This window comes from Streptomyces sp. NBC_01283 (assembly GCF_041435335.1).
GTDB lineage: Bacteria > Actinomycetota > Actinomycetes > Streptomycetales > Streptomycetaceae > Streptomyces.
The window spans coordinates 1861642-1882687 of sequence record NZ_CP108430.1 but is presented as its reverse complement, the minus strand read 5'-3'; the positions used below and the strand labels follow the sequence as shown (position 1 = coordinate 1882687).

General features: G+C 72.4%; 19 protein-coding genes. 9 read left to right on the top strand and 10 right to left on the bottom strand.

Annotated features, from left to right (window positions below; translation table 11 throughout):
- Positions 1-126 precede the first annotated feature (126 nt).
- The gene (locus tag OG302_RS08610; protein ID WP_371526214.1) at positions 127-843 is read left to right on the top strand and encodes a hypothetical protein; all 717 of its coding nucleotides are present in this window, start codon (positions 127-129) and stop codon (positions 841-843) included.
- A 67-nt stretch (positions 844-910) separates the two neighbouring features.
- Here the strand turns inward: OG302_RS08610 and OG302_RS08605 are convergent, their stop codons facing one another.
- The 3 genes from OG302_RS08605 to OG302_RS08595 form a co-directional block, all read right to left on the bottom strand.
- Positions 911-1648, bottom strand: a complete 738-nt coding sequence (locus tag OG302_RS08605; RefSeq protein WP_371526213.1) for a VOC family protein — start codon at positions 1646-1648, stop codon at positions 911-913.
- A 107-nt stretch (positions 1649-1755) separates the two neighbouring features.
- Complete coding sequence (locus tag OG302_RS08600) at positions 1756-2748, bottom strand: acyl-CoA dehydrogenase family protein (protein WP_371526212.1); 993 nt, start codon at positions 2746-2748, stop codon at positions 1756-1758.
- Positions 2748-3914 (bottom strand): acyl-CoA dehydrogenase family protein, encoded by a 1167-nt coding sequence (locus tag OG302_RS08595; protein ID WP_371526211.1) that lies wholly within the window; start codon positions 3912-3914, stop codon positions 2748-2750. Before OG302_RS08595 ends, OG302_RS08600 begins: the two co-directional genes overlap by 1 nt.
- A gap of 141 nt (positions 3915-4055) precedes the next feature.
- Here OG302_RS08595 and OG302_RS08590 point away from each other — a divergent pair, with 141 nt between their 5' ends.
- The 4 genes from OG302_RS08590 to OG302_RS08575 all read left to right on the top strand — a co-directional run bounded on the left by OG302_RS08590 (position 4056) and on the right by OG302_RS08575 (position 9543).
- Positions 4056-4838: an SDR family oxidoreductase gene (locus OG302_RS08590; RefSeq protein ID WP_371526210.1), complete on the top strand. Its 783-nt coding sequence runs from the start codon at positions 4056-4058 to the stop codon at positions 4836-4838.
- A gap of 123 nt (positions 4839-4961) precedes the next feature.
- A complete protein-coding gene (locus OG302_RS08585; RefSeq protein WP_371750058.1) occupies positions 4962-5549 on the top strand; it encodes a TetR/AcrR family transcriptional regulator in 588 nt (195 codons plus the stop codon).
- Positions 5550-5607: 58 nt separating this feature from the next.
- Positions 5608-6765, top strand: coding sequence for an acetyl-CoA C-acetyltransferase (locus OG302_RS08580; protein ID WP_371526209.1), 1158 nt, complete (start codon positions 5608-5610; stop codon positions 6763-6765).
- 129 nt (positions 6766-6894) lie between these two features.
- On the top strand, positions 6895-9543 hold the full coding sequence (locus OG302_RS08575; RefSeq protein ID WP_371526208.1) for an AAA family ATPase: 2649 nt from the start codon (positions 6895-6897) through the stop codon (positions 9541-9543).
- Positions 9544-9826: 283 nt separating this feature from the next.
- Here OG302_RS08575 and OG302_RS08570 read toward each other — a convergent pair whose 3' ends face one another.
- From OG302_RS08570 to OG302_RS08555, 4 genes are read right to left on the bottom strand one after another with little or no spacing between them, the layout of a single operon-like run.
- The gene (locus tag OG302_RS08570) at positions 9827-10867 is read right to left on the bottom strand and encodes an NAD(P)H-dependent flavin oxidoreductase (protein WP_371750057.1); all 1041 of its coding nucleotides are present in this window, start codon (positions 10865-10867) and stop codon (positions 9827-9829) included.
- Positions 10868-10884: 17 nt separating this feature from the next.
- Positions 10885-11682 carry a CoA-transferase subunit beta gene (locus OG302_RS08565; RefSeq protein ID WP_371526207.1) on the bottom strand — a complete coding sequence of 266 codons (798 nt, stop codon included), beginning with the start codon at positions 11680-11682 and terminating at the stop codon, positions 10885-10887.
- The gene (locus OG302_RS08560; protein WP_371526206.1) at positions 11679-12566 is read right to left on the bottom strand and encodes a CoA transferase subunit A; all 888 of its coding nucleotides are present in this window, start codon (positions 12564-12566) and stop codon (positions 11679-11681) included. The genes OG302_RS08565 and OG302_RS08560 overlap by 4 nt, the downstream gene beginning before the upstream one ends.
- The gene (locus OG302_RS08555; RefSeq protein WP_371526205.1) at positions 12563-13333 is read right to left on the bottom strand and encodes an enoyl-CoA hydratase family protein; all 771 of its coding nucleotides are present in this window, start codon (positions 13331-13333) and stop codon (positions 12563-12565) included. The genes OG302_RS08560 and OG302_RS08555 overlap by 4 nt, the downstream gene beginning before the upstream one ends.
- A gap of 67 nt (positions 13334-13400) precedes the next feature.
- Between OG302_RS08555 and OG302_RS08550 the strand changes: the two genes are divergently transcribed.
- From OG302_RS08550 to OG302_RS08535, 4 genes are all read left to right on the top strand, one after another.
- Positions 13401-14168 carry an SDR family oxidoreductase gene (locus OG302_RS08550; protein WP_371526204.1) on the top strand — a complete coding sequence of 256 codons (768 nt, stop codon included), beginning with the start codon at positions 13401-13403 and terminating at the stop codon, positions 14166-14168.
- 20 nt (positions 14169-14188) lie between these two features.
- Positions 14189-15121, top strand: a complete 933-nt coding sequence (locus OG302_RS08545) for an SDR family oxidoreductase (RefSeq protein WP_371526203.1) — start codon at positions 14189-14191, stop codon at positions 15119-15121.
- 188 nt (positions 15122-15309) lie between these two features.
- On the top strand, positions 15310-15633 hold the full coding sequence (locus OG302_RS08540; RefSeq protein ID WP_371526202.1) for a hypothetical protein: 324 nt from the start codon (positions 15310-15312) through the stop codon (positions 15631-15633).
- Positions 15587-16618, top strand: coding sequence for an alpha/beta fold hydrolase (locus tag OG302_RS08535; protein ID WP_371526201.1), 1032 nt, complete (start codon positions 15587-15589; stop codon positions 16616-16618). Before OG302_RS08540 ends, OG302_RS08535 begins: the two co-directional genes overlap by 47 nt.
- A 14-nt stretch (positions 16619-16632) precedes the next feature.
- On the opposite strand, the gene OG302_RS08530 is transcribed toward OG302_RS08535, so the two are convergent.
- The 3 genes from OG302_RS08530 to pcaB all read right to left on the bottom strand — a co-directional run bounded on the left by OG302_RS08530 (position 16633) and on the right by pcaB (position 21042).
- Entirely contained in the window at positions 16633-18390 is a 1758-nt protein-coding gene (locus OG302_RS08530) for a protein kinase (RefSeq protein WP_371526200.1), read from the bottom strand.
- Positions 18391-18499: 109 nt separating this feature from the next.
- Entirely contained in the window at positions 18500-19612 is a 1113-nt protein-coding gene (gene pcaD / locus OG302_RS08525; protein ID WP_371526199.1) for a 3-oxoadipate enol-lactonase, read from the bottom strand.
- Complete coding sequence (gene pcaB / locus OG302_RS08520) at positions 19609-21042, bottom strand: 3-carboxy-cis,cis-muconate cycloisomerase (RefSeq protein WP_371526198.1); 1434 nt, start codon at positions 21040-21042, stop codon at positions 19609-19611. The genes pcaD and pcaB overlap by 4 nt, the downstream gene beginning before the upstream one ends.
- Between the last annotated feature and the right edge of the window lie 4 nt (positions 21043-21046).

The window sequence follows — 21046 nt, the reverse complement described above, 5'->3', positions numbered from 1 at the left end:
ATCGTCTGCTCCTCACGCAAGTCACGCAAGGTGCCGCCGCGGTTCCGCTGCTGCTGGCCCTGGTCGACCCTCACCGCGACGGAGTCGACTTCTACCGGACGGGGCGCTAGCCCCCTCGTCCCACCCGTGCGCGCCCACATGGCCCGTGCCTACGAGGGCTCCCCGCAGCGCTGGGCCCACCACTTCGCGACCCTGCTCGCCGAGTCGTCCGACAGCCCCTTGCACGACGGGCGCTGGGTGCTGTCGCCGGACCCTCTGCTGCGCGGGTGGAAGCCTGGGGGCGTGCGCGACGGGGAGTACTGGCGCTCGCTGCTCATCGAGGGTGACCCCGACGGGTACATCGACTGGTACGTCCACAGCGGCTCGTGGGAGGTCTTCCCGCTGCGGGCCATGCCCGATGCCGACGACCCCCGGGTCAAGGCGTATCGCAAGCAGGCGAGGGACGGCACGCTGCCGCCCGTCCTGCTCTGGTGGGTGAGCGGCCTCGACTGCCATCTGGTCCTGGACGGTCACGCCCGGCTGGCCGCGGCGATCGCCGAATCCGTGGAACCGGCCGTTCTGGAGCTGCAGAGGACCGTCCCCCAGGACGAGGTGGACTCCGGCACGGAGCGGGCCGTGGAGACGTACGAGGCGGAGCTGGCGCGGTTCACCGAACTGCGCGCCGTGCAGAGCACGCGTGTTCCCCACGGCGCCGAGTTCGCGGGCCCTGCCCTGGCCCGCCGCCTCCACGAACTGCGCACGGGGCGCCGCCCTACCTGGGCCTGGCCGCTCCCGGGTGGTGTCGAGGAATGGTGCAGGACCGCCCGGGAGCAGGTGGGCGAGGGGGGATGGGAGTACGTGTGAGGTGCTCCCCGGCGCCACCTCGGCCCCGAGGAGCCCCCGAACGACCCGCAGGTGGCGAAGTTCCGCGTCAGCGCAGGGAGAGGACGCAGAATTCGTTGCCCTCCGGGTCGGCGAGGCACCTCCACGGAACATCGCCCTGGCCGACGTCGGCGTCGGTGGCGCCCAGGGACCGCAGGCGAGCCACCTCCGCCGCCTGGTCGTCATCGGGGTACGGCGCGACGTCGAGATGGGCCCGGCTCACCGCGGTCCTCGTGCCGGACGTGCGCAGGAACTCCAGGTACGGTCCGACACCCTTGGACGAACGCAGCCGCGCGTGATCGTCGGTCACCTCGTGCAGGGTCCAGTCCATCGCCTCGTCCCAGAACCGGGCCATGGCCCGCGGGTCGGCGCAGTCGACGACGAGCGCGGCGACCGGTCCGGTGTCCCGGTAGATCTCCCGGGGCTCCAGCACGCAGAAGACGTTGCCCTCAGGGTCGGCCATGACCGTCCACGGGACGTCGCCCTGACCTACGTCGGCGGGTGTCGCACCGAGGTCCTTCAGGCGTGCGACCAGCTCCGCCTGGTGGGCCACGGAGGTGGTGGCGAGGTCGATGTGCACGCGGTAGTCCACGGTCTCGGGGTCCGGGACGGTGACGACATCGACGCAGATGGCGGAGGGGTCCGGTGAGGCGACACCCTCGGGTTCGACGTTCGTCACGCCGGGGCCTTCGCTGGAAATACCCCAGCCGAGCGCCTGCGCCCAGAACCGGCCGAGCGTCGAGTCGTCCCGGGCCTTGAAATTCACGTTAACGAGTCGCAGTGCCATGCCGCCGATCATAAGCGCAGGTGGGCGAGGCGTAATCGGTCCCCGCGCGAGCCCGCTGCGGACGTTTCGCCGTTGAACTGCGGCTCTTGAGCGGCGGGTTGGCGCGGTCAGTCGGCCTCCCTGTCCCCGGACAGCACCAGCCGTCGGCACTCCCCGGGGCCGCGCCACGCGCCGCGCAGTGCCCGGGCCTTCGTCAGCCACAGGGACAGGTCGTACTCCGCGGTGTAACCGATGGCCCCGTGGAGTTGCAGTGCCGCCCGCGCGGCGCCGTACGCGGCTTCGCCCGTCGCTGCCTTCGCCGCGGCCACGTCTGCCGTGTCCAGGGTCAACGCCGCCCCGAACAGCAGGGGGCGGGCGAACTCAAGGCCTATCAGGACGTCCGCGAGCCGGTGCTTGACCGCCTGGAAGCCGCCGATCGGCGTGCCGAACTGGGTGCGCTGCTTCACGTACGCGACCGTCCTGTCGAGCAGGGCGAGCCCGACCCCCAGGGCCTGCGCGGCCGTCGCGAGCGAAGCCCAGTCCGCCGCGTACCGGGAAGCCGCCGCCACCGGCGCGCCCGAGGCGAGGAGTTCGCCGGGCCGCAGCCGCGCGAGGCGACGCACCGGGTCCAGCGACCGCTCCACGCGCGCGTGCCCGGAGGCAAGGCGCAGCTCGCCGCCCGTGACGGTCAGCCGTAGCGCCGCCGCGTCCGCGTCCAGCGCGAACGGCCCCCCTTCGGGGAGGCCGAGAGTCGTGATGGCCTCCCCGGAGGCCAGGGCCGTAAGGAGCCGTTTGGCCGGGGCGGCCTCTCCCAGCTCGGCGAGCCGGGAGAGGAGCGCGCCCGCCGCCACCGTCTCGACCACCGGTCCCGGCACCGCATGCCGCCCCAACTCCACGAAGGCGACCACCATGTCGACCGGGAGCAGTCCCATCCCCTCGTACTCCTCGGGGACGGCCAGGGCGAACACGTCCGCGTCCGCGAGACGCCCCCACAACGCGCGCCCCGGCGCGTGGTCCCCGGCCGCCCACGCCCTCGCGGCCGCCGGGGTGTCCGCCGCCGTCAGCATCGCGTCCAGCGAGCGTGCGAACTCGCGCTGCTCGTCGTCGAGGAGGAACCTCATCAGCGGCGTCCCTTCGGCAGTCCGAGCAGCCGCTCGGCGATGATGTCGCGCTGGATCTCGTTGGTGCCCGCGTAGATCGGCCCGGCGAGCGAGAAGACATATCCCTCGGCCCATTCGCCGCCGTCCGCCAACTCGCCCTCCGCACCCAGGAGATCGAGCGCGGTCTCGTGCAGTGCGATGTCGTACTCGGACCAGAAGACCTTGTTCAGGCTCGATTCCGCGCCGATCGTCTCGCCCGCCGCGAAGCGCGACGCGTTGGCCCAGGTGAACAGCTGATAGGCGCGGGCCCCGATCGCGGCGTCGGCGACCCGGTCGCGCAGCGCGGTGTCCGCGGGGTCGCCGTGCGCGCGCCACTGCCGCACCAGACGGTCGGCCGAGGCGACGAAGCGGCCGGGGGAGCGCAGCGTCAGACCGCGTTCGTTGCCCGTCGTCGACATGGCGATCCGCCAGCCCTGGCCCGGCTCGCCGATCACGTCCTCGTCCGGCACGAAGACGTCGTCGAGGAAGAGCTCGGCGAACGCGGGCTTGCCGTCGAGGCGCCCGATGGGGCGGACGGTCACGCCGTCCGCGTCGAGCGGGAACATCAGGTACGTGAGGCCGCGGTGCGGCTTGGCGTTGCCGGTCCCGCCGCTCTCGTACGGTTCGCTGCGGAACAGGCCGAACGCGCGGTCGGCGAACGCGGCCCGTGACGACCAGGTCTTCTGCCCGCTGATCAGCCAGCCCCCTGACGTGCGGCGAGCGGTGGAGCGCAGGGACGCGAGGTCCGAGCCCGACTCCGGCTCGGACCAGGCCTGCACCCAGATCACCTCCCCGCTCGCCATCGGCGGCAGCACCCGTGCGCGCTGCTCGTCGGTGCCGAAGTCGAAGAGGGTCGGCGCGAGGAGGTTGATGCCGTTCTGGGAGACCCGGCCGGGGCCGCCCGCCGCGAAGTACTCCTCCTCGAACATCAGCCACTTGACGATGTCGACGCCCTGCCCGCCGTACTCCTCGGGCCAGGAGACCACCGACCAGCGGTCGGCCGCGAGCTCGCCCTCCCAGGCGCGGTGGGCCGCGAAACCCTCCCGCGTCTCCAGCGAGGGCAGCGGCTCGGCGGGCACATGGCCGGCGAGCCAGTCACGCGCCCGCTGCCTGAACTCCTCTTCCCCTGCGGTGAAGTCGAGGTCCATCAGTGGCTCACCCTCTTCGGTCGGTTCTTCCCCAGTCTTCCCCGGCACTCTTCCCTAACAAGTGTTTGGTAGATTACCCTGAAGTCGAGTCAGCCGTCGAGCGCGAGTCGAGAGACAGCCGAGAACCAAGGGAGGCCGAGCATGGACGCGCCCACCTACGTGCCGGGGCACGGTCTGCTCGCGGGCCGCACCGCCGTCATCACCGCCGCGGCCGGAGCGGGGATCGGCGGCGCCACCGCCCGCCGCTTCCTGGAGGAGGGCGCGCGCATCGTCATAGGCGACGCCCACCCGCGCCGCACGAAGGAGACGGTGGAGGCGCTGGCCGGGGAGTTCGGCGCCGACCGGGTCGACGGCACGCCGTGCGACGTGACGGACGAAGCCCATGTGCAGGCGCTCTACGACCTGGCGGAGCAGCGCCACGGCGGCCTGGACGTCGTCGTGAACAACGCGGGACTCGGTGGCACCGCCGAGCTCACCGAGATGACCGACGAGCAGTGGGACAGAGTCATCGACGTGACACTGAACGGCACGTTCCGCTCCACCAGGGCCGCCCTGCGCCGCATGCGGGCCGCCGACCGTGGCGGCGTGATCGTGAACAACGCCTCGGTGCTCGGCTGGCGGGCCCAGGCCGGACAGGCGCACTATGCCGCGGCGAAGGCGGGCGTCATGGCCCTCACCCGCTGCGCCGCCGTCGAGGCCGCGCCCCACGGCATACGGATCAACGCGGTGTCGCCCAGTCTCGCCATGCACCCGCACCTCGCGAAGGTCACCTCTCCGGAGCTGCTGGAAGAGCTCACCGCGCGCGAGGCGTTCGGGCGCCATGCCGAGCCGTGGGAGATAGCCAACGTCATCGTCTTCCTGGCCAGCGAGTACTCCTCGTACATGACGGGGGAGACGGTCTCGGTCAGCAACCAGCACGCCTAGGCGGAGAATGACCGTGTGTCGAAACCGAAGCAGAGCAGCACCAGCACCAGCACGAGTACCAGCAGCAAGAAGGCACCCGCGAAGAAGGCGCCCGCCAAGAAGACTCCTGCCAAGAAGGCCGCGGTGAGTCCCTCGCCCGAGCGCCGCGGTGAACTCCTCGCCATCGCGGCCGACGTCTTCGCCGAGCAGGGGTACAACGCGACCACGGTCCGCAAGATCGCGGACGCCGCCGGCATGCTCGCCGGCAGCCTCTACTACCACTTCGACTCCAAGGAGTCGATGCTCGAAGAGATCCTCTCCACCTTCCTCACCGAGCTGTGGGACGGGTACGACACCGTGCTCCAGTCGCAGCTCGGCCCCCGCGAGACCCTCGAAGCACTCGTCACCGAGTCCTTCCGGGAGATCGACCGGCACCGCTCGGCCGTCGCCATCTACCAGAAAGAGGCCAAGCAGCTGGTCGCACAGACGCGCTTCGGGTACCTGGCCGACTCGCAGCAGCGCTTCGAGAAGACCTGGCTGACGACGCTGGAGCGCGGAGTCGCGGAGCGCGTCTTCCGGGACGACCTGGACATCCGGCTCGCCTACCGCTTCGTGCGCGACACCGTCTGGGTCGCCGCGTCCTGGTACCGCCCCGGCGGCGGCCACAGCCCCGAGGAGATCGCCCGCCAGTACCTGTCGATGGTCCTGGACGGCATCGCCGTACGCACATAGGGAGCGTGTCGTCACCCCGGCGACCGCACCGACCGACGAGTACGAGGAGTACGCAGTCATGGCCGAGGCCTACATCGTCGAAGCGGTCCGCACCCCCGTCGGCAGGCGCAAGGGCGGTCTCTCGGCCGTCCACCCCGCCGACCTGGGAGCCCATGTCCTGAAGGCACTCGTCGAGCGCAGCGGAATCGAACCGGCCGCCGTCGAGGACGTCGTGTTCGGCTGCCTGGACACGGTCGGCCCACAGGCCGGGGACATCGCCCGCACCTCCTGGCTGGCGGCCGGACTGCCCGAAGAGGTGCCCGGCGTGACGATCGACCGGCAGTGCGGATCCTCGCAGCAGGCCGTGCACTTCGCGGCGCAGGGCGTCCTCTCCGGCACCCAGGACCTCGTCGTCGCCGGCGGCACACAGAACATGTCGATGATCCCCATCGCCTTCGCCTCCCGGCAGGCCGCCGAACCGCTCGGCCTCACCGAAGGCCCGTATGCGGGCAGCGAGGGCTGGCGCGCCCGCTACGGCGACCGGCCCGTCAACCAGTTCCACGGCGCCCAGCTCATCGCCGAGAAGTGGGGCATCTCCCGCCGCGACATGGAGGAGTTCGCGCTCCGCTCGCACCAGCGGGCCGTCCGCGCCATCGACGAGGGCCGCTTCGACCGCGAACTCACCGCCTGTGCGGACGTGACCACCGACGAGGGCCCGCGCCGCGACACGACCCTGGAGAAGATGGCGGGCCTCAAGCCCGTCCTGGACGACGGAACGATCACCGCCGCATGCTCCTCGCAGGTCTCGGACGGCGCCGCCGCCCTGCTCGTCGCGAGCGAACGGGCCGTGCGGGAACATGGGTTGACGCCCCGCGCCCGTATCCACCACCTCTCCGTGCGCGGCGAGGACCCCATCCGCATGCTGTCCGCGCCGATCCCCGCCACCGCGTACGCCCTCAAGAAGACCGGCATGAGCATCGGCGACATCGACCTCGTCGAGATCAACGAGGCCTTCGCGCCGGTCGTCCTCGCCTGGCTGAAGGAGACCGGCGCCGACCCGGAGAAGGTCAACGTCAACGGCGGTGCGATAGCCCTCGGTCACCCTCTCGGCGCGACCGGCGTCAAACTCATGACGACGCTTCTGCACGAACTGGAGCGCACAGGCGGCCGGTTCGGCCTCCAGACCATGTGCGAGGGTGGAGGTCAGGCGAACGTGACCATCATCGAGCGCCTCTGACGGCGTTCAGTCGGCGACCTGACCTTCACCCCTTGCGGGAGTTGCTGCCCGGACCCCGCACCGTGAGGCCTTCTCCCCAGCTAGTCTCGATGTCTGTACGTCGATTGAGCGACCTCGGGAGGTAGCGCGATGACGCAGGGACGGCCCGGAGGTGGCACCTGGGCCCCGCTGTGGGAGCGCGACGCGGAACTCGCGGCGGCCGCGAAGGCCGTCGACGAACTGCGCTCGGACTCGACCACGGCGGGCGGGCTGCTCGTCTTCCAGGGCGAGGCGGGCATCGGCAAGACGGCGCTCCTCGCCGAGGTGCGCCGCATGGCGGAGGGACGGGCCACGGTGTGGTCCGCGCGGGGTGGCGAGACCGTCACCTCCGTCCCCTTCAACGTCGTACGCCAGTTGCTCCAGCCGGCTCTCGTCAGTCTCTCCCCGGAGCTGGCACGCGACTATCTGGGCGACTGGTACGAGATCGCGGGCCCCGCGCTCGGCATAGCCGAGCCGACCGGCGTCCAGGCCGACCCGCAGGGCGTGTGCGACGGACTGGTCGAAGCGGTCAAACGCCTCTCGGGGCTGCACTGGCCGCTGGTCCTGCTCATCGACGACGCGCACTGGGCCGACCAGGAGACCCTGCACTGGCTGGCCGCGTTCGCCCAGCGCCTCGACGAACTGCCCGTCCTCGTGGTGGTCGCCCACCGGCCTGACGACGCCACCGGCGAAAGCGCCCGCCACCTCGCGGCGGTCGGCGCGGCGGCCCGCCCCCTGCCCGCGCTGCGCGCCCTCACCCCGGACGCGGCGGCCGGCCTCACCCGGGCCACCCTCGGCGAGCACGCGGACGCCCCGTTCTGCCGCGAGGTGTGGGCGGTCACCGGCGGCAATCCGTACGAATCCGTGGAACTTCTCGCCAAGGTGCAGGACAGCGAGCTGGAGCCGGTGGAGGCCTCCGCCGCCGAACTGCGCGCCCTGAACCGCTCGGCGCGCGGCCGCGGACTCGTCGCCCGTCTCGAAGGCCTCGGCACGGACGTCACACGGTTCGCGTGGGCCGCCGCGATCCTGGGCACCGCCATCCCGCTCGACCTCGCGGGCTCGCTCGCCGGGCTGACCCGCGAGGCGGCCGAGCGGTGCGCGGAGCGGCTGCGCACCGCGCGCATCCTGCTCGGCGCCGACGAGGGCCTGGAATTCGTCCATCCGCTGATCGCGAGCACCGTCTACCGCTCGATCCCGGCCGCCACCCGCACCGCGTTCCACGGCCAGGCCGCCTGGGCCGTCACCTTGTCGGGCCGTGGTGCGGCGGCCGCCTCCCGGCACCTCCTCGAAGTGCATCCGGACGACGACCCCGAGCTGGTCAGGCAGTTGCGCGAAGCGGCGGCCGAGCACCTCGCGGTCGGCGCGCCCGACGCGGCCCGCCGCTGTCTGGAGCGGGCGCTGCAGGAACCGCCGTTGCCCGAGACCCACGCGCGCGTGCTCTACGAACTGGGCTGCGCCACGCTCCTCACCTCGCCCGCCAAGACCATCGGCCACCTGCGTGAGGCGCTCCACACCCCGGGGCTCGACCGCAAGCTGCGCGTGGACGCCGTGTGCCGTCTCTCCCAGGCACTGGTGCACAACGACCAGCTGGAGGAGGCCCTGCGCGTCGTGGACGCCGAGGCCGAGCGTCTCGACCCCGGACCCGACCGGATGCGTCTGGAGGGGGTCCACTACATGTGGGAGGGCATCCACGCGCGCGAGCATGACGCGACGGGCCGTTCGCGCCGCCTCGCCGCGCTCGCCGGACCGCTGCCGGGACGCGACAACTCCGAGCGCGCCCTGCTGATCCTGCGCGCCTTCGACGCCATGACCCGCGGCGAGAACGCGGAGGAGATCGTCGAGCTCTGCGACCGCTCCCTTGTCAACGGCCGCCTCGCGCCCGGGCTCGGCTGGACCGACACGGAGTGGGGCTTCGAGCTCCTTACGATGCTGGGCGGCGCCTACATCTTCACCGACCGCCTCGACCGCGCCGAGAGCGTCTTCGCCGAGGGAGTCCGCGCGTACGAGGCCGCGGGCTGGAGCGGCGGTCATCTGGCCGTCGCCAAGGCCTGGTTGGGCCTGGTGTACCGCAGGCGCGGACGTCTCGCCGAGGCGGAGGCCTCGCTGCGGGAGAGTCTCCGTCTCACCGACCGCGTCGGCAGCGGCCTCCCGATGCACTGGGACGCCGCGTGCAAGCTCATCGACACACTGCTCTCCCGCGGCAAGATCGACGAGGCCCAGGAGGCAGCCGAACGCTACGGCATCGCGCCGCCCTACCCCTCCACGATCCTCCTGCCCGACATCCACTCCGTGCGGGGCCGTCTGCTGCTCGCCACGGGGCACCGGCCGGAGGGCGTCAGTGAGCTGGAGGTGGCGGCGAAGACGGCCGCCGAACGCGGCTGCTACAACACGGTCGTCAACCCCTGGGCGTACGACCTCGCCCGCGCACTCGCCGACGAGGATCCGGGGCGCGCCGCCCAACTGGTCGCCGACGCCAGGGTCCAGGCGGAGCTCTTCGGTACGGAGACCGCGATCGGCGAGGCCCTGCGGTGCGAGGCATCCCTGGAGAGCGGTCGGCGCGCGGTCGAGCTGTACGGACGAGCCGTCGCCTGCCTGGAGGCGTCACCGTGCGCCTATGAACACGCGGTCGCACGGGTCGAGTACGGGATCGCGGCGGGCTCCGCGAGCGAGCTGGCCCGAGGCCTCGCGCTCGCCGAATCCTGCGGGGCGATCGGCCTGGTCGCCAAGGCACGGGCTTCCCTGGAGGTGGCCAGGGTCTGAACAGCAGGCCCCTGTTGGGCGACGCGTGTGCGGGCGCGCGGCCCAAGGCATCCCGTGTGGACCCAGGAATCCTGTGTGCCGCACGGCGTCCGGCCGGCGTCCGGCTGCTCCTCCGGAGGGCCTTCGCCCAAGCTGTGGCAGGGGCATGAGTGACTGTCAGGCCGCAGCCGTCAGGGCCTCGGACGACACAGCACAGGGCTGCCGGTCCGGCGTCCGAGGGCCGGGACCCGCATCGGAGGCAGCCCCCGCCGGAGGCCTCTGCCCTACCCCGTGGGGCCACGGCTCAGCCCAGCCGTGCCACCACCTCCGCCGCCTCCAGCATCACCCCCGTGATCAGCTCCTCGCACGACGGCAGATCCTCGATGACCCCCGCCGCCTGACCGGAAGCCATGACACCCGCCTCCGGCAGCCCGTCCACCATCGCCGACTTCAACATCATCGGCGTGTTCGCGGCGAGCAGGATCTGGCTCCACGTCATCCCTTTGCCGTGCCGCATCGCAAGCCCGTCCCGGACCATCTCGCCCCACCCCATGCCGGACACCTTCCGGAACGCCGCCGCGTGCCGCGCGGCCCGTGCGAGGGACGAGAACCGGCCCGACTTCTCCAGCGACGCGACAAGCTCCGTCCGCAGCATCCGGTGGGGGAGACCGTCGACCCGTGTGGTCACGGTGATGTCGTTCACCGAAGCGGCCAGATAGCGGGCCTTGACCGCGTCCGGCACCGTCGAGTCCGACGTCAGCAGGAAGCGCGTGCCCATGGCGACCCCCGCCGCGCCGTAGGCGAGCGCGGCGACGAGTCCGCGGCCGTCGAAGAAGCCGCCCGCCGCGATCACCGGAATGTCCACCGCGTCCACGACCTGCGGCAACAGCACGGTCGTGGCGACCTCGCCGGTGTGCCCGCCGCCCTCACCACCCTGCACGACGACCGCGTCCGCACCCCACGCGGCGACCTTCTCGGCATGCCGCCGCGCGCCGATGGACGGGATGACGACCACCCCGGCATCCTTCAGCTCCGCGATCAGCTCCTTCGAGGGTGCCAGCGCGAAGGAAGCGACCCGCACGCCTTCGTCGACGATGACCCGCACCCGGTCCCGCGCGTCGCCCGCGTCGGCGCGGAGGTTGACCCCGAACGGCTCGTCCGTACGGGACTTGACCTCACGCACGGCGGAGCGCAGCTGGTCGACGGTCATCGTCGCGGAGGCCAGGATGCCGAGGGCACCCGCCCTCGCCGTCGCGGACACCAGGCGGGGGCCCGCGACCCAGCCCATGCCGGTCTGCACGATGGGGTACCGGACACCGACCAACTTGGTCAGGGCCGTCTCCATGCCTGCCGGGGGCGGCGTCACGAACGCACCTCGCGGTCGCGCAGACCGCGCGGGTCCACCACGTCCCGGATCAGCCGCAGCTCCTCCGCGGTCGGATCGCGGGTGAAGGGCACGTCGTCCACCGCCGCGAGCGTGAAGCCGGTCGCCTCACGCACCTGCTCGACCGTCACACCCGGATGCAGGGACACCAGGCGCATCGCGTGGTCCGCCGCCCCGAAGTCGAGGACGCCGAGGTCCGAGACGACCCGGCGCAGATCGTGGAAGCGGGTCGCGGAAGGCCCTGCCGCCGCCGCGCTGTCGTAACCCACACCGCTGATCATGTCGACCTTCTCGACGAAGACGCGCGTCGAGTGGCGTGGGATCCAGTAACTCACCGGATTGTTGAGGGTGTTGACCGGAGCTCCGCGCACCCCGAGCAGCTGGCGCTTGGGTCGCTCCCAGTAGCCGATGCAGGAAATGTTCTGGTTCCCGAAGCGGTCGATCTGGCTGGCGCCCATCATCACGTGACGCCTGCCGCCCATGACCATCGTCAGGTGCTTGCGGTACGGCAGCCAGCCCTCCGTCACCGCCGACGGCGCCCCCACGGCGGGCACATCGCCGATCAGCAGCGCCTCCCCGTCCGTGAGCAGCAGGTCCGGCGAGAACGTCAGCTTGGCGAGGCGGGCGGCGATCGCGGGGACCGTGCCCATCGGCGACGCGAGGATCTCGCCTGCGTCCCGCCAGGCCTCGGCGCACGCGATCACGCAGTACTCGGCGCGGGTGACGGCGGTCGCCTCGGGCGTGCCGGCCGCAGCCGTCGGGTCGGTCCGCGTCATCGCTGCTCCTTGTGCCAGGTCCGGACGGCTGCTTGATACTCCTGCTCGGTGCCGGTGAGGAAGCGGTCCTCGAATTCCTTCCAGGCGTCCTGGTCGCCCGCCGCGGCCACGTACGCCTTCTGGAAGGGTTCGTCGCGGCCGTAGTCCGGCACGCAGGACGTGAAGTGCGCGCCCTTGGGTGTCTCGGTCACGCCCGTCACCGCGTGCCGGGAGATCAGCATCGTCTGCGGTGCCGCCCGTTCGGTGAGCTCGCCCGAGCCGACGATCCGCTCGCACGACACGTACGCCGTGTCGGCCGCCTCGCAGAACAAGTCGTCGAAGTACGGGTCGGCGCCCAGATACTGGGCGTTGCCCAGGCGATCGGCGCGGTTCAGGTGCACCAGCGCCGCGTCCATCCGCAGGGCGGGCGCGGCGACCAGCTCCTCCCCGTCCTCGTACGGCGAAGTGACCGTACGCAGCTGGGGGTTGACCCGCAGGACGTCCGAACCGAGGCCCGCGCGGATCGGCAGGAACGGAAGACGCTGGGCGGCTGCGGTCAGGCCCTGCATGAACATCGCCTCGTCCAGCTCGACGAGTTCGAACGCGCCCCGCTCGCGTGCCGCGCGGAAATGCGGCTCCAGGGGGATCGAGTCGAGGGTCGTGAACGCCGTGACCAGCTTGCGGATCTTGCCTGCCGCGGCGAGCAGTCCCACGTCCGGGCCGCCGTACGACACGACCGTGAGGTCGGTGATCCCGGACCGCAACAGGGCCCGCACCAGTGCCATGGGCTTGCGGCGCGACCCCCAGCCGCCGATGCCGAGCGTCATCCCGCTGCGCAACCGCCCCACGATCGCGTCGGGCGTCATGATCTTGTCCGTCACGCCCCGCCCTCCTTCTTCCTTCATGCCCTGCCCTCCTCCTTCTTCTTCACGGAGTCCGATCCGAAGCCCTCGCGGACGCGGTCGGCCAGGCCGCTCAGGTTCGCCTCGAAGGTGAAGCCCTGCTCGAAGCGGTAGCTGCGGTGGACGTCGACCGGGTCGATGCCGTTGATCGCGGCCTTGGCGAACCGCAGCAGCGTCCCGTCCTTCCGCGCGATCTCACGCGCCAACTCCAGTGCCGCCTCGCGCAGTTCCTCGCGCGGCACGACCCGCCAAACGGACCCGTGCGCGTGCAGCTCCGCCGCCGTGGCCGTGCGCGAGGTGTAGTACAGGGCGCGCATCAGGTGCTGCGGCACCAGGCGGGCGAGATGCGTCGCCGCGCCCAGCGCGCCCCGGTCCAGCTCGGGCAGGCCGAACGTCGCGTCCTCGCTCGCCACGATCGCGTCCGCGTTGCCCACCAGGCCGATGCCGCCGCCCAGGCAGAAACCGTGCACCGCGGCCACGACCGGCACCTCGCATTCGTAGACCGCCGAAAATGCCTCATAGCAGCCGCGGTTGGCGCCTATCAGGGCGCTGTGGCCGCTGTCGCGCTGCATCTCCTTGATGTCCACGCCCGCGTTGAAACCGCGGCCCTCGGCGGCAAGGACGACGCAGCGCGCCCCGGGGTCCCGGCCCGCCGCGCGCACCGCGGCCGCCAGGTCGAACCACCCCTGCACGGGCAGGGCGTTGACGGGCGGGAAGTCGAGGGTGACGACGGCCACGCCCTTGTCCGGGGCGGAGGTGGAGACAGACATCAGAGGATCCGCTACCTTTCAACCAGGCCCTTCAACCAAACATTTGTTAGTTGGAAAGGTAGCAGCGATGACTGACACCCGACAGGTGGTCGTCGTCACCGGCGGCACCCGAGGCGTCGGCGCCGGTATCGCCCGCAGCTTCCTCGCCGCCGGCGCGCGGGTCGTCGTCTGTGCCCGCCGACCGCCGGACCGGCCGGTTGAAGCGGCAGGCGAGGCCGCCGAGTTCCGCCCCCTCGACCTGCGCGACGCGGAGGCGGCGCACGCGTTCTTCGCCGATGTGGCCGCCGATCACGGCCGGTTGGACGCCCTGGTGAACAACGCGGGCGGCACGCCCTTCGGTCTGCTCGCCGAGTCCGCACCGGCCCGCCAGGCCAAGATCGTCGAACTGAACCTGCTGGCACCGCTGTACGCGTCCCTGGCGGCGTACGAGGTGATGCGCGGCCAGGAGGGTGCCGGGGGCAGCATCACGATGATCGGCAGCGTGAGCGGATCCCGGCCCTCACCCGGCACCGGCGCCTATGGGGCGGCCAAGGCGGGCCTGGAGAACCTCGCGCGCACGATGGCCGTGGAATGGGCCCCGCAGGTGCGCGTGAACACCGTCGTGCTCGGCCTGGCCCGCACCGAGAGCGCCCATCTGCACTACGGCGACGAGGACGGCATCGCGGCGGTCGCCCGCACCGTCCCGCTCGGCCGCCTCGCCGATCCGTCGGAGGTCGGGGACGCGTGCGTGTTCCTCGCATCCGACGGCGCGCGCTACATCAGCGGCGCCGCACTGCACCTGCACGGGGGCGGCGAACGCCCCGCGTTCCTGGACGCCGCGTCCGTCAACCACTGAACGTAACCGAGGAGTTCCGCATGACCTCAGCCAACAAGCCGGGCACGGGAATCTGCGCGGGCCGCGTCGTGATCGTCACGGGCGCGGGCCGTGGCCTCGGCCGTGCGCACGCGCGCGCGTACGCCGCCGAAGGCGCCAAGGTCGTCGTCAACGACCTCGGGGTGGGGCCCGACGGCTCCGGGGCGTCCGGCGGACCCGCGCACGACGTCGTCGAGGAGATCCGCGCGGCGGGAGGCGAGGCCGTCGCACACGGCGGCGACATCGCCACGTCCGAGGGCGCCGCATCCCTCGTGCGGGCCGCCCTCGACACGTTCGGAGCCCTCGACACCCTCGTGAACAACGCGGGCTTCCTTCGGGACCGGATGCTGGTCAACCTTGAGGAGGACGACTGGGACGCGGTGATGCGCGTCCATCTGAAGGGGCACTTCCTGCCTCTGAAGCACGCGGCCGCATACTGGCGCGGCGAGGCGAAAGCGGGGCGTGCGCGGCGCGCGTGCGTGATCAACACCAGCTCCGGAGCGGGCCTGTTGGGCAGTGTGGGGCAGGGGAACTACAGCGCCGCCAAGGCCGGGATCCTCGGGCTCACCATGGTCGCCTCCGCCGAATTCGCCTCCTACGGAGTGCGGGTCAACGCCATGGCGCCCGCCGCGCGGACGCGGATGACGGAGCAGACCTTCTCGGAGGCCATGGCCGCGCCCGAGGGCGGTGGCTTCGACGCGATGGCTCCGGAGAACGTGTCACCGGTGGTGGTGTGGCTCGGCTCCGAGGCGTCCGCCGGTGTCACGGGCCGTGTCTTCGAGGCCGAAGCGGGGCGCATCACCGTCATGGAGGGCTGGCGGCCGGGTCCGACGGCCGACAAGGGGGCCCGCTGGACCCCGGCCGAGGCGGGCGAGACGGCGCTCAAGCTCCTCGCCGACGCGCAGGTGCCGCAGCCGGTGTACGGGGCGCGGTAGCCGGAGGGAGCCGCCGGGAGCCGCCGGACGGGTTCGGCCCGAGCTCGTCCGGCGCGTGAGCGGCCGTCAGGCATCCGACGCCACCCGTACCGGTTCCGTGCCCTCCGTGCTCTGCCGCGCCACCCAGTTCTCCAGCGACGTACGGCACGCGTGGTCCGGAGAGCCACCGCCCCGCGATCGCGGGCGCGTTGCGCGAACTCGCCGGCCGGGGGCGGCTCACCGTCCCCGACATGGAGGCGGCGGTCATCCAGCTCTACTCCCTGCTGGTCTTCCCGCACCTGGGATTCGGCTCGTACGGGACCGACATCAGCGAAGACCTGACGGGCCGTCTGATCGTCGCTGGTGTCGACATGTTCCTGGGGTTCTACGCCTCCGCACAGCAACACGGCGGCGATGCGCCCGTATTGCGCCACCCGAAACCCCGCCGAAACCACCGCACCGCGCAGCCCCCCTACACTCCGGCCCATGGCGCGGATCCTGCCCTTCCAGCCCAGGCGGCTTCCCACCGGTGACGAGAGCGGGGGCGACGAGAGCGGTTGTGCCCTGCGGTTCCACACCGTGCACGGCTACCGGCGCGCGTACCGCATGGCGGGTGAGGGCCCGGCGATCCTGCTGATCCACGGCATCGGCGACTCGTCGGCGACATGGTCCCCGCTGATCCCCCGACTGGCCCGTACCCACACGGTGATCGCCCCTGACCTGCTCGGTCACGGCGCGTCCCAGAAGCCCCGGGCCGACTACTCGGTGGCCGCGTACGCCAACGGAGTCCGGGACCTGCTCGGCGTACTCGGCATCGAGCGGGTCACCCTCGTCGGGCACTCGTTCGGCGGCGGGGTCGCGATGCAGTTCGCCTACCAGTTCCCCGAGCGCGTCGACCGGCTCGTCCTGGTGAGCACGGGAGGCGTCGGCCCACAGGTCACCCCCGTGCTGCGGGGTGTCTCGCTGCCCGGCGCGGCGCTGCTGCTCTCCCTGCTCGGGCTGCCCGGCGCCGGTCTGCCGGTGCGGGCCGTCGTCGCGCTGCTGCGGCTGCTCGACACCGGCCTCGGGCAGGACGCGCCCGAACTGATGGGCCTGGTCGACGCGTTGCCGGACGTGTGGGCGCGGGCCGCGTTCATCCGCACGCTGCGGTCCGTCGTCGACTGGCGCGGCCAAGTGGTCACGATGCTGGACCGCTGCTACCTCGCCCAGGGCATGCCCACGCTCCTCGTCTGGGGCGACAGGGACGGCGTCCTTCCGGTCGACCACGCGTACACCGCGCACGAGGCGATGCCCGACAGCCGCCTCGAGATCTTCGAGGGCGCCGGGCACTTCCCCTTTCACGCCGATCCCGTGCGCTTCCTCTCGCTCGTCGAGGAGTTCATCGCGGCGACGGAACCGGCCAATTGGAGCATCGAGCATTGGTGGCGCCTGCTGCGGGCGGGGCGGCCGGGAGACGACGCGTTCGTCGACGCGATGGAGCGGCGGTACCGCGAGGCGAGCGAGCGCAGCGCCACATAGGCGCTGCGCGGGTGCTACGAGGCGTTACGGCCCGCCCGCCAGACCGTCATGTCCGCGGTCAGGAAGCTGAACCCGCCCTGCGGCAGCGCGGTCGACTTCACCTGGACCACCAGCAGGGCGATGTCCCCGGAGGGATTCTTCACGCAGATCTCGCTCCCGGCCGCCACCGCGGCCAGCGGGAGGTCGTGGCTGTCGGCGCCCTTGAGGACGCTCCGGCACGAATCGAGGGTGGCACCCGGCTTGCTGTACAGCAGCGTGATCAGGCTCTTGTCGCTCTCCAGCGAGCAGTTCTCCTCCCCGCAGACGAAACGGAGGTCGCCCTTGCGGTCCTTGCGGTCCACCGGCTCCTTGAGGCTCACGGAGTTCTTCTCGTCGAACCACTCCTGGGGGTACGCGATGGGTCGCGGCGGGGTGGACGCGTCCGAGGAGGACTTCGAGGAGGGGTTCGGCGCGTCGCCCGACCGGCCGCTCCCGTCACCGGCCGCCGAGTTCTCATCGGTCCCGGAGGCGTCACCGGCCGCCGAATCCGCCCCTCCGGACGTGGACCCCGGCGACCGTCCCGTGGCCTCCGACCCGGACTTCGAGGACGTGTCCCCGTTGCGGAGCAGGTCCGTCGCGTCCATGACCGCCCACGTCAGGCCCATCACCAGCAGCGCACTCCCCGTCACGATGCCCGTGATGAGCGCGTTGCGTCTTCGGCGTGACCGCCGCTCGTCCGGCCCCGTCGGCCGGGTCGTCGCCTGCGGCGGCGCGAACAACGACTGCGGAGGCATCGACTGAAAGGACGGTGACTGGGAGGACAGCGGGTGCGAGGGAAGCGGGTACGCGGACGGCACCGGCAGCGTGTGCACCGGGGTCGGGTGCGGCACCGGCGCCGGAACCCTGACCTCCGGTCCCATGACGTCCCGCCAGACGGCAAGGCCCGTGCCCGGGTCGGTGTCCCGCCCAAGCCGCTGGCGGCACCACTCCACGATCTCCGCAAGGGTGGCCCGCTCCGCCGGATCGGCGGCCAGGCACTTGGCGAACAGCGGCCGGAGCTGCGCGGGCAGCAGAGAGAGATCCGGCTCCGAGTGCACGATCCGGTACAGCACACCGACCGAGGGGCCGTCCCCGTACAGCGGCTCGCCCAGTGCCGCGAACGCCGCTGTCTGGCCGAGCGCGAAGACGTCGGTGGCCGCCGTGACCTCGCCCGCGGACGCCTGCTCGGGAGCCATGAACTGGGGAGTACCGGCGGCGGAGCCCGTGGCCGTGTACGCGGAAGTGGCGCTGGAGGTCAGCGAGATGCCGAAGTCGATCACTCGCGGCCCGTCGGCGGCGAGGAGCACGTTCGACGGCTTCAGGTCCCGGTGCACGATGCGGGCGCCGTGGATGGCCTGGAGCGCCTCGGCGATCCCCGCCACCAGCCACAGCACCGCCGGGACCGGCAGCGGTCCGCGCCGGGCCACGGCCTCCGTCAGCGAGGGACCCGGCACGTACAGCGTGGCCAGCCAGGGCGGCACGCCGTCCGCGTCGGCGTCGATCAGCTCGGCCGTGTAGGCGCCCCGGACCCGCTGGGCCGCCTTTATCTCCCGCCCGAACCGCCGCCGGAAGGCAGGGTCGTCGGCCAGCTCCGGCCGCACCACCTTGATCGCGACCGGCCGGCCGCCCTGCGTGTGCGACAGATAGACCCGGCCCATGCCCCCGGCGCCGATCCGGGCCGCGAGACGATAGCCGGCCACCACGGGCGGATCATCAGCCTGTAGCGGCTGGAACACCTCAGCAGCGTCGTTCATCGCCTCTTGCCCCCAGTTCCCCTGAACCCCTGAGTCCCCTGAACCCCTGAATCCCCTGATCCCCCTGATCAGCAGCAGCTTAAAGGGTCGGCCCCGGACCGCTGCCCCGCTATTCCTCGGCGAGGACCCGCTGTGCCACCGCGAATGCCGAATTGGCGGCGGGCACCCCGCAGTAGACCGCGCTCTGGAGCAGCACCGCGCCGATCTCCTCCGGAGTGAGCCCGATGCGGCGGGCCGCCCTGACGTGCATGGCCAGCTCGTCGTAGTGTCCGTGCGCGACCAGCGCGGTCATGGTGATCATGCTGCGTTCGCGGTGCGCGAGGGTGGGGTCGGTCCAGATCTCGCCCCAGGCGTAGCGGGAGATGAAGTCCTGGAAGCGGGCCGTGAAGGGCGTGGTGTTCCCCTGCGCGCGGTCCACATGAGGGTCGCCGAGTACCGCGCGGCGCACTGCCATTCCGCTCGCGGCGGCGCCCGTCAAGTGCGTGCGCAGCGCGGCGGTCACGGCATCCGGCCGTTCCGCGGGCGCCAGATGCGAGGCGCCCGCCAGCTCCGTGAGGGAGGCGCCGGGCACCGCGTCGGCGATCTCGCGTGCGTGGGCGGGCGGCGTCGCCGGGTCCTCGCGGCCCGCGACGACGAGGGTGGGGGCGGTGATCGTGGCCAGCGACTCCCTGATGTCGTACGCCGCCAGCGCGTCGCAGCAGGCCGCGTACGCGCCGGGGTCGGTGTTCCGGTGGTCGTCCACCAGGCCCGGCACGGTGAACCCGGGGGTGAACCAGCGCTCCGGCGCGCTCTCCGCGAGCGTGGCCAGGCCTTCGCGGCGCACGAGTGCCGCGCGCTCCTCCCAGCGGGCGCGGCCGCCGAAGTGCGCCGACGAGCAGATCACGGCGAGGCTCTCGACCCGCTCGGGGTGGTGCGCGGCCAGGTGCAGGCCGATCGCGCCGCCGAGGGAGACGCCCGCGTACGCGAAGCGGTCGATGCCCAGCGAATCGGCGAGCGCGAGAGCCAGGCCGGCCAGGTCGGCGACGGTCGCGCCCGGGCCGATCAGGTCGGCGGGGGACTTGCCGTGGCCGGGGAGGTCCCAGCGTACGACCCGGTGGGTGGTGGAGAGTTCGGGCGCCACGGCGTCCCACAGAGCGGTGGAGGTGCCGACGGAGGAGCCGAGGAGGAGGGGCGGCGCGGTCGGGGCGCCCTCGGTGGTGTGGTGCGGCAGCTTGACGGTCATCGTCGCTCCAGGGCTCGGTCCGTGAGGGCTCCGGCGGAGCCGGTGTAACGGGCGGGGTCGGTGAGTTCGGTGAGGTCGACGGCCGACAGCTCGGGCTCTTCGGCGAGGACCTCCAGGAGGGTCCTGCCCTGGTCGCGGGTGCGGCGGGCCGCCGAGGTGAGGAGCTCCTTCGCGCGGGCCCGTCCCAGGAGAGGCGTCAGCTCCGCGGTGAGACGTTCGGAGACGATCAACCCGTGCGTGAGGCCGAGGTGTTCGCGCATCGCCTCCGGGTGGACCTGGAGGTTCTCGGTGAGCTCCGCCGCGTGGGCGCTCGCGCCGCCGACCGTGCGGAGGAGGTCGCGCAGGGATTCCCACTCCGCGTGCCAGGCACCTGCGGGGCGTTCGTCCTCGGCGGCCATCGACGCGTGGAGCGTCGCGGCCAGGCCGGGGGCGCGGCGCGCGGCGGCCACGACAAGGGTGGAGCGCACGGGGTTCGCCTTGTGGGGCATGGCGGAGGAACCGCCGCCCGCTCCCTCGGAGAGTTCGGCGATCTCCGTACGGGCGAGGGTGAGGATGTCCACGGCCGCCTTGCCCAGGGCTCCGGCGGTGAAGGCGAGAACCGCGGCGAGGTCGGCGACCGGGGTACGGAGGGTGTGCCAGGGGAGGGCGGGCGCGGCCAGTTGGAGATGCCGGGAGTAGACCGGGACGAGGGCTTCCCCGATGCCGATGCCGGTGCCGGTGCCGGTGCCGGTGCCGGTGCCGGTGCCGACGTCCGCCGGGAGCGCCCCCGCGTCCGCGCCGTCGGCGTACGCCCCGAAAGCAGCCAACGTGCCTGCCGCGCCGCCCAGTTGGGCAGGGAGCGCGTCACGCACCGCCCGCACCCTGTCCCGCGCGTCGAGGGTCAGCGCGCGCCAGCCCGCAGCCTTGAGGCCGAAAGTCGTCGGGACCGCGTGCTGGGTCAGGGTGCGACCCGGCAGCACCGTGTCCCGGTGCTCCGCCGCGAGGCGGGCGAGCGCTGCCTCCGTGCGGGCCAGGTCCGCCAGGATCAGGTCCAGCGTGCGCCGCGCGACCAGCATCATCGCCGTGTCCAGGATGTCCTGGCTGGTCGCCCCGCGATGGACGTACGGCGCGGCCTCCGCGGGCACCGCCGCCGTCAGGTCCGCGACCAGCGGGATCACCGGATTGCCGCCGGACCGCGCGCGGAGCGCGACATCGCGTACGTCGAAACGGTCGGCGCGGGCCGCGGCGGTGACGGCCGTCGCCGCCTCCGCGGGGGCCAGGCCCGCCTCGGCCTGCGCCCGCGTCAGCGCCGCCTCCGCGTCAAGGATCGCCTGCAGGAAGGCCGTGTCGCCCGTCGCGGACTCGGCCGGTGAGCCCGCTCGCCCGGGGGCGAGAAGCCCGACGTCGACACCTTCAAGACTCACTGGGCTGACTGGACTCGCTGAACTCATGGGA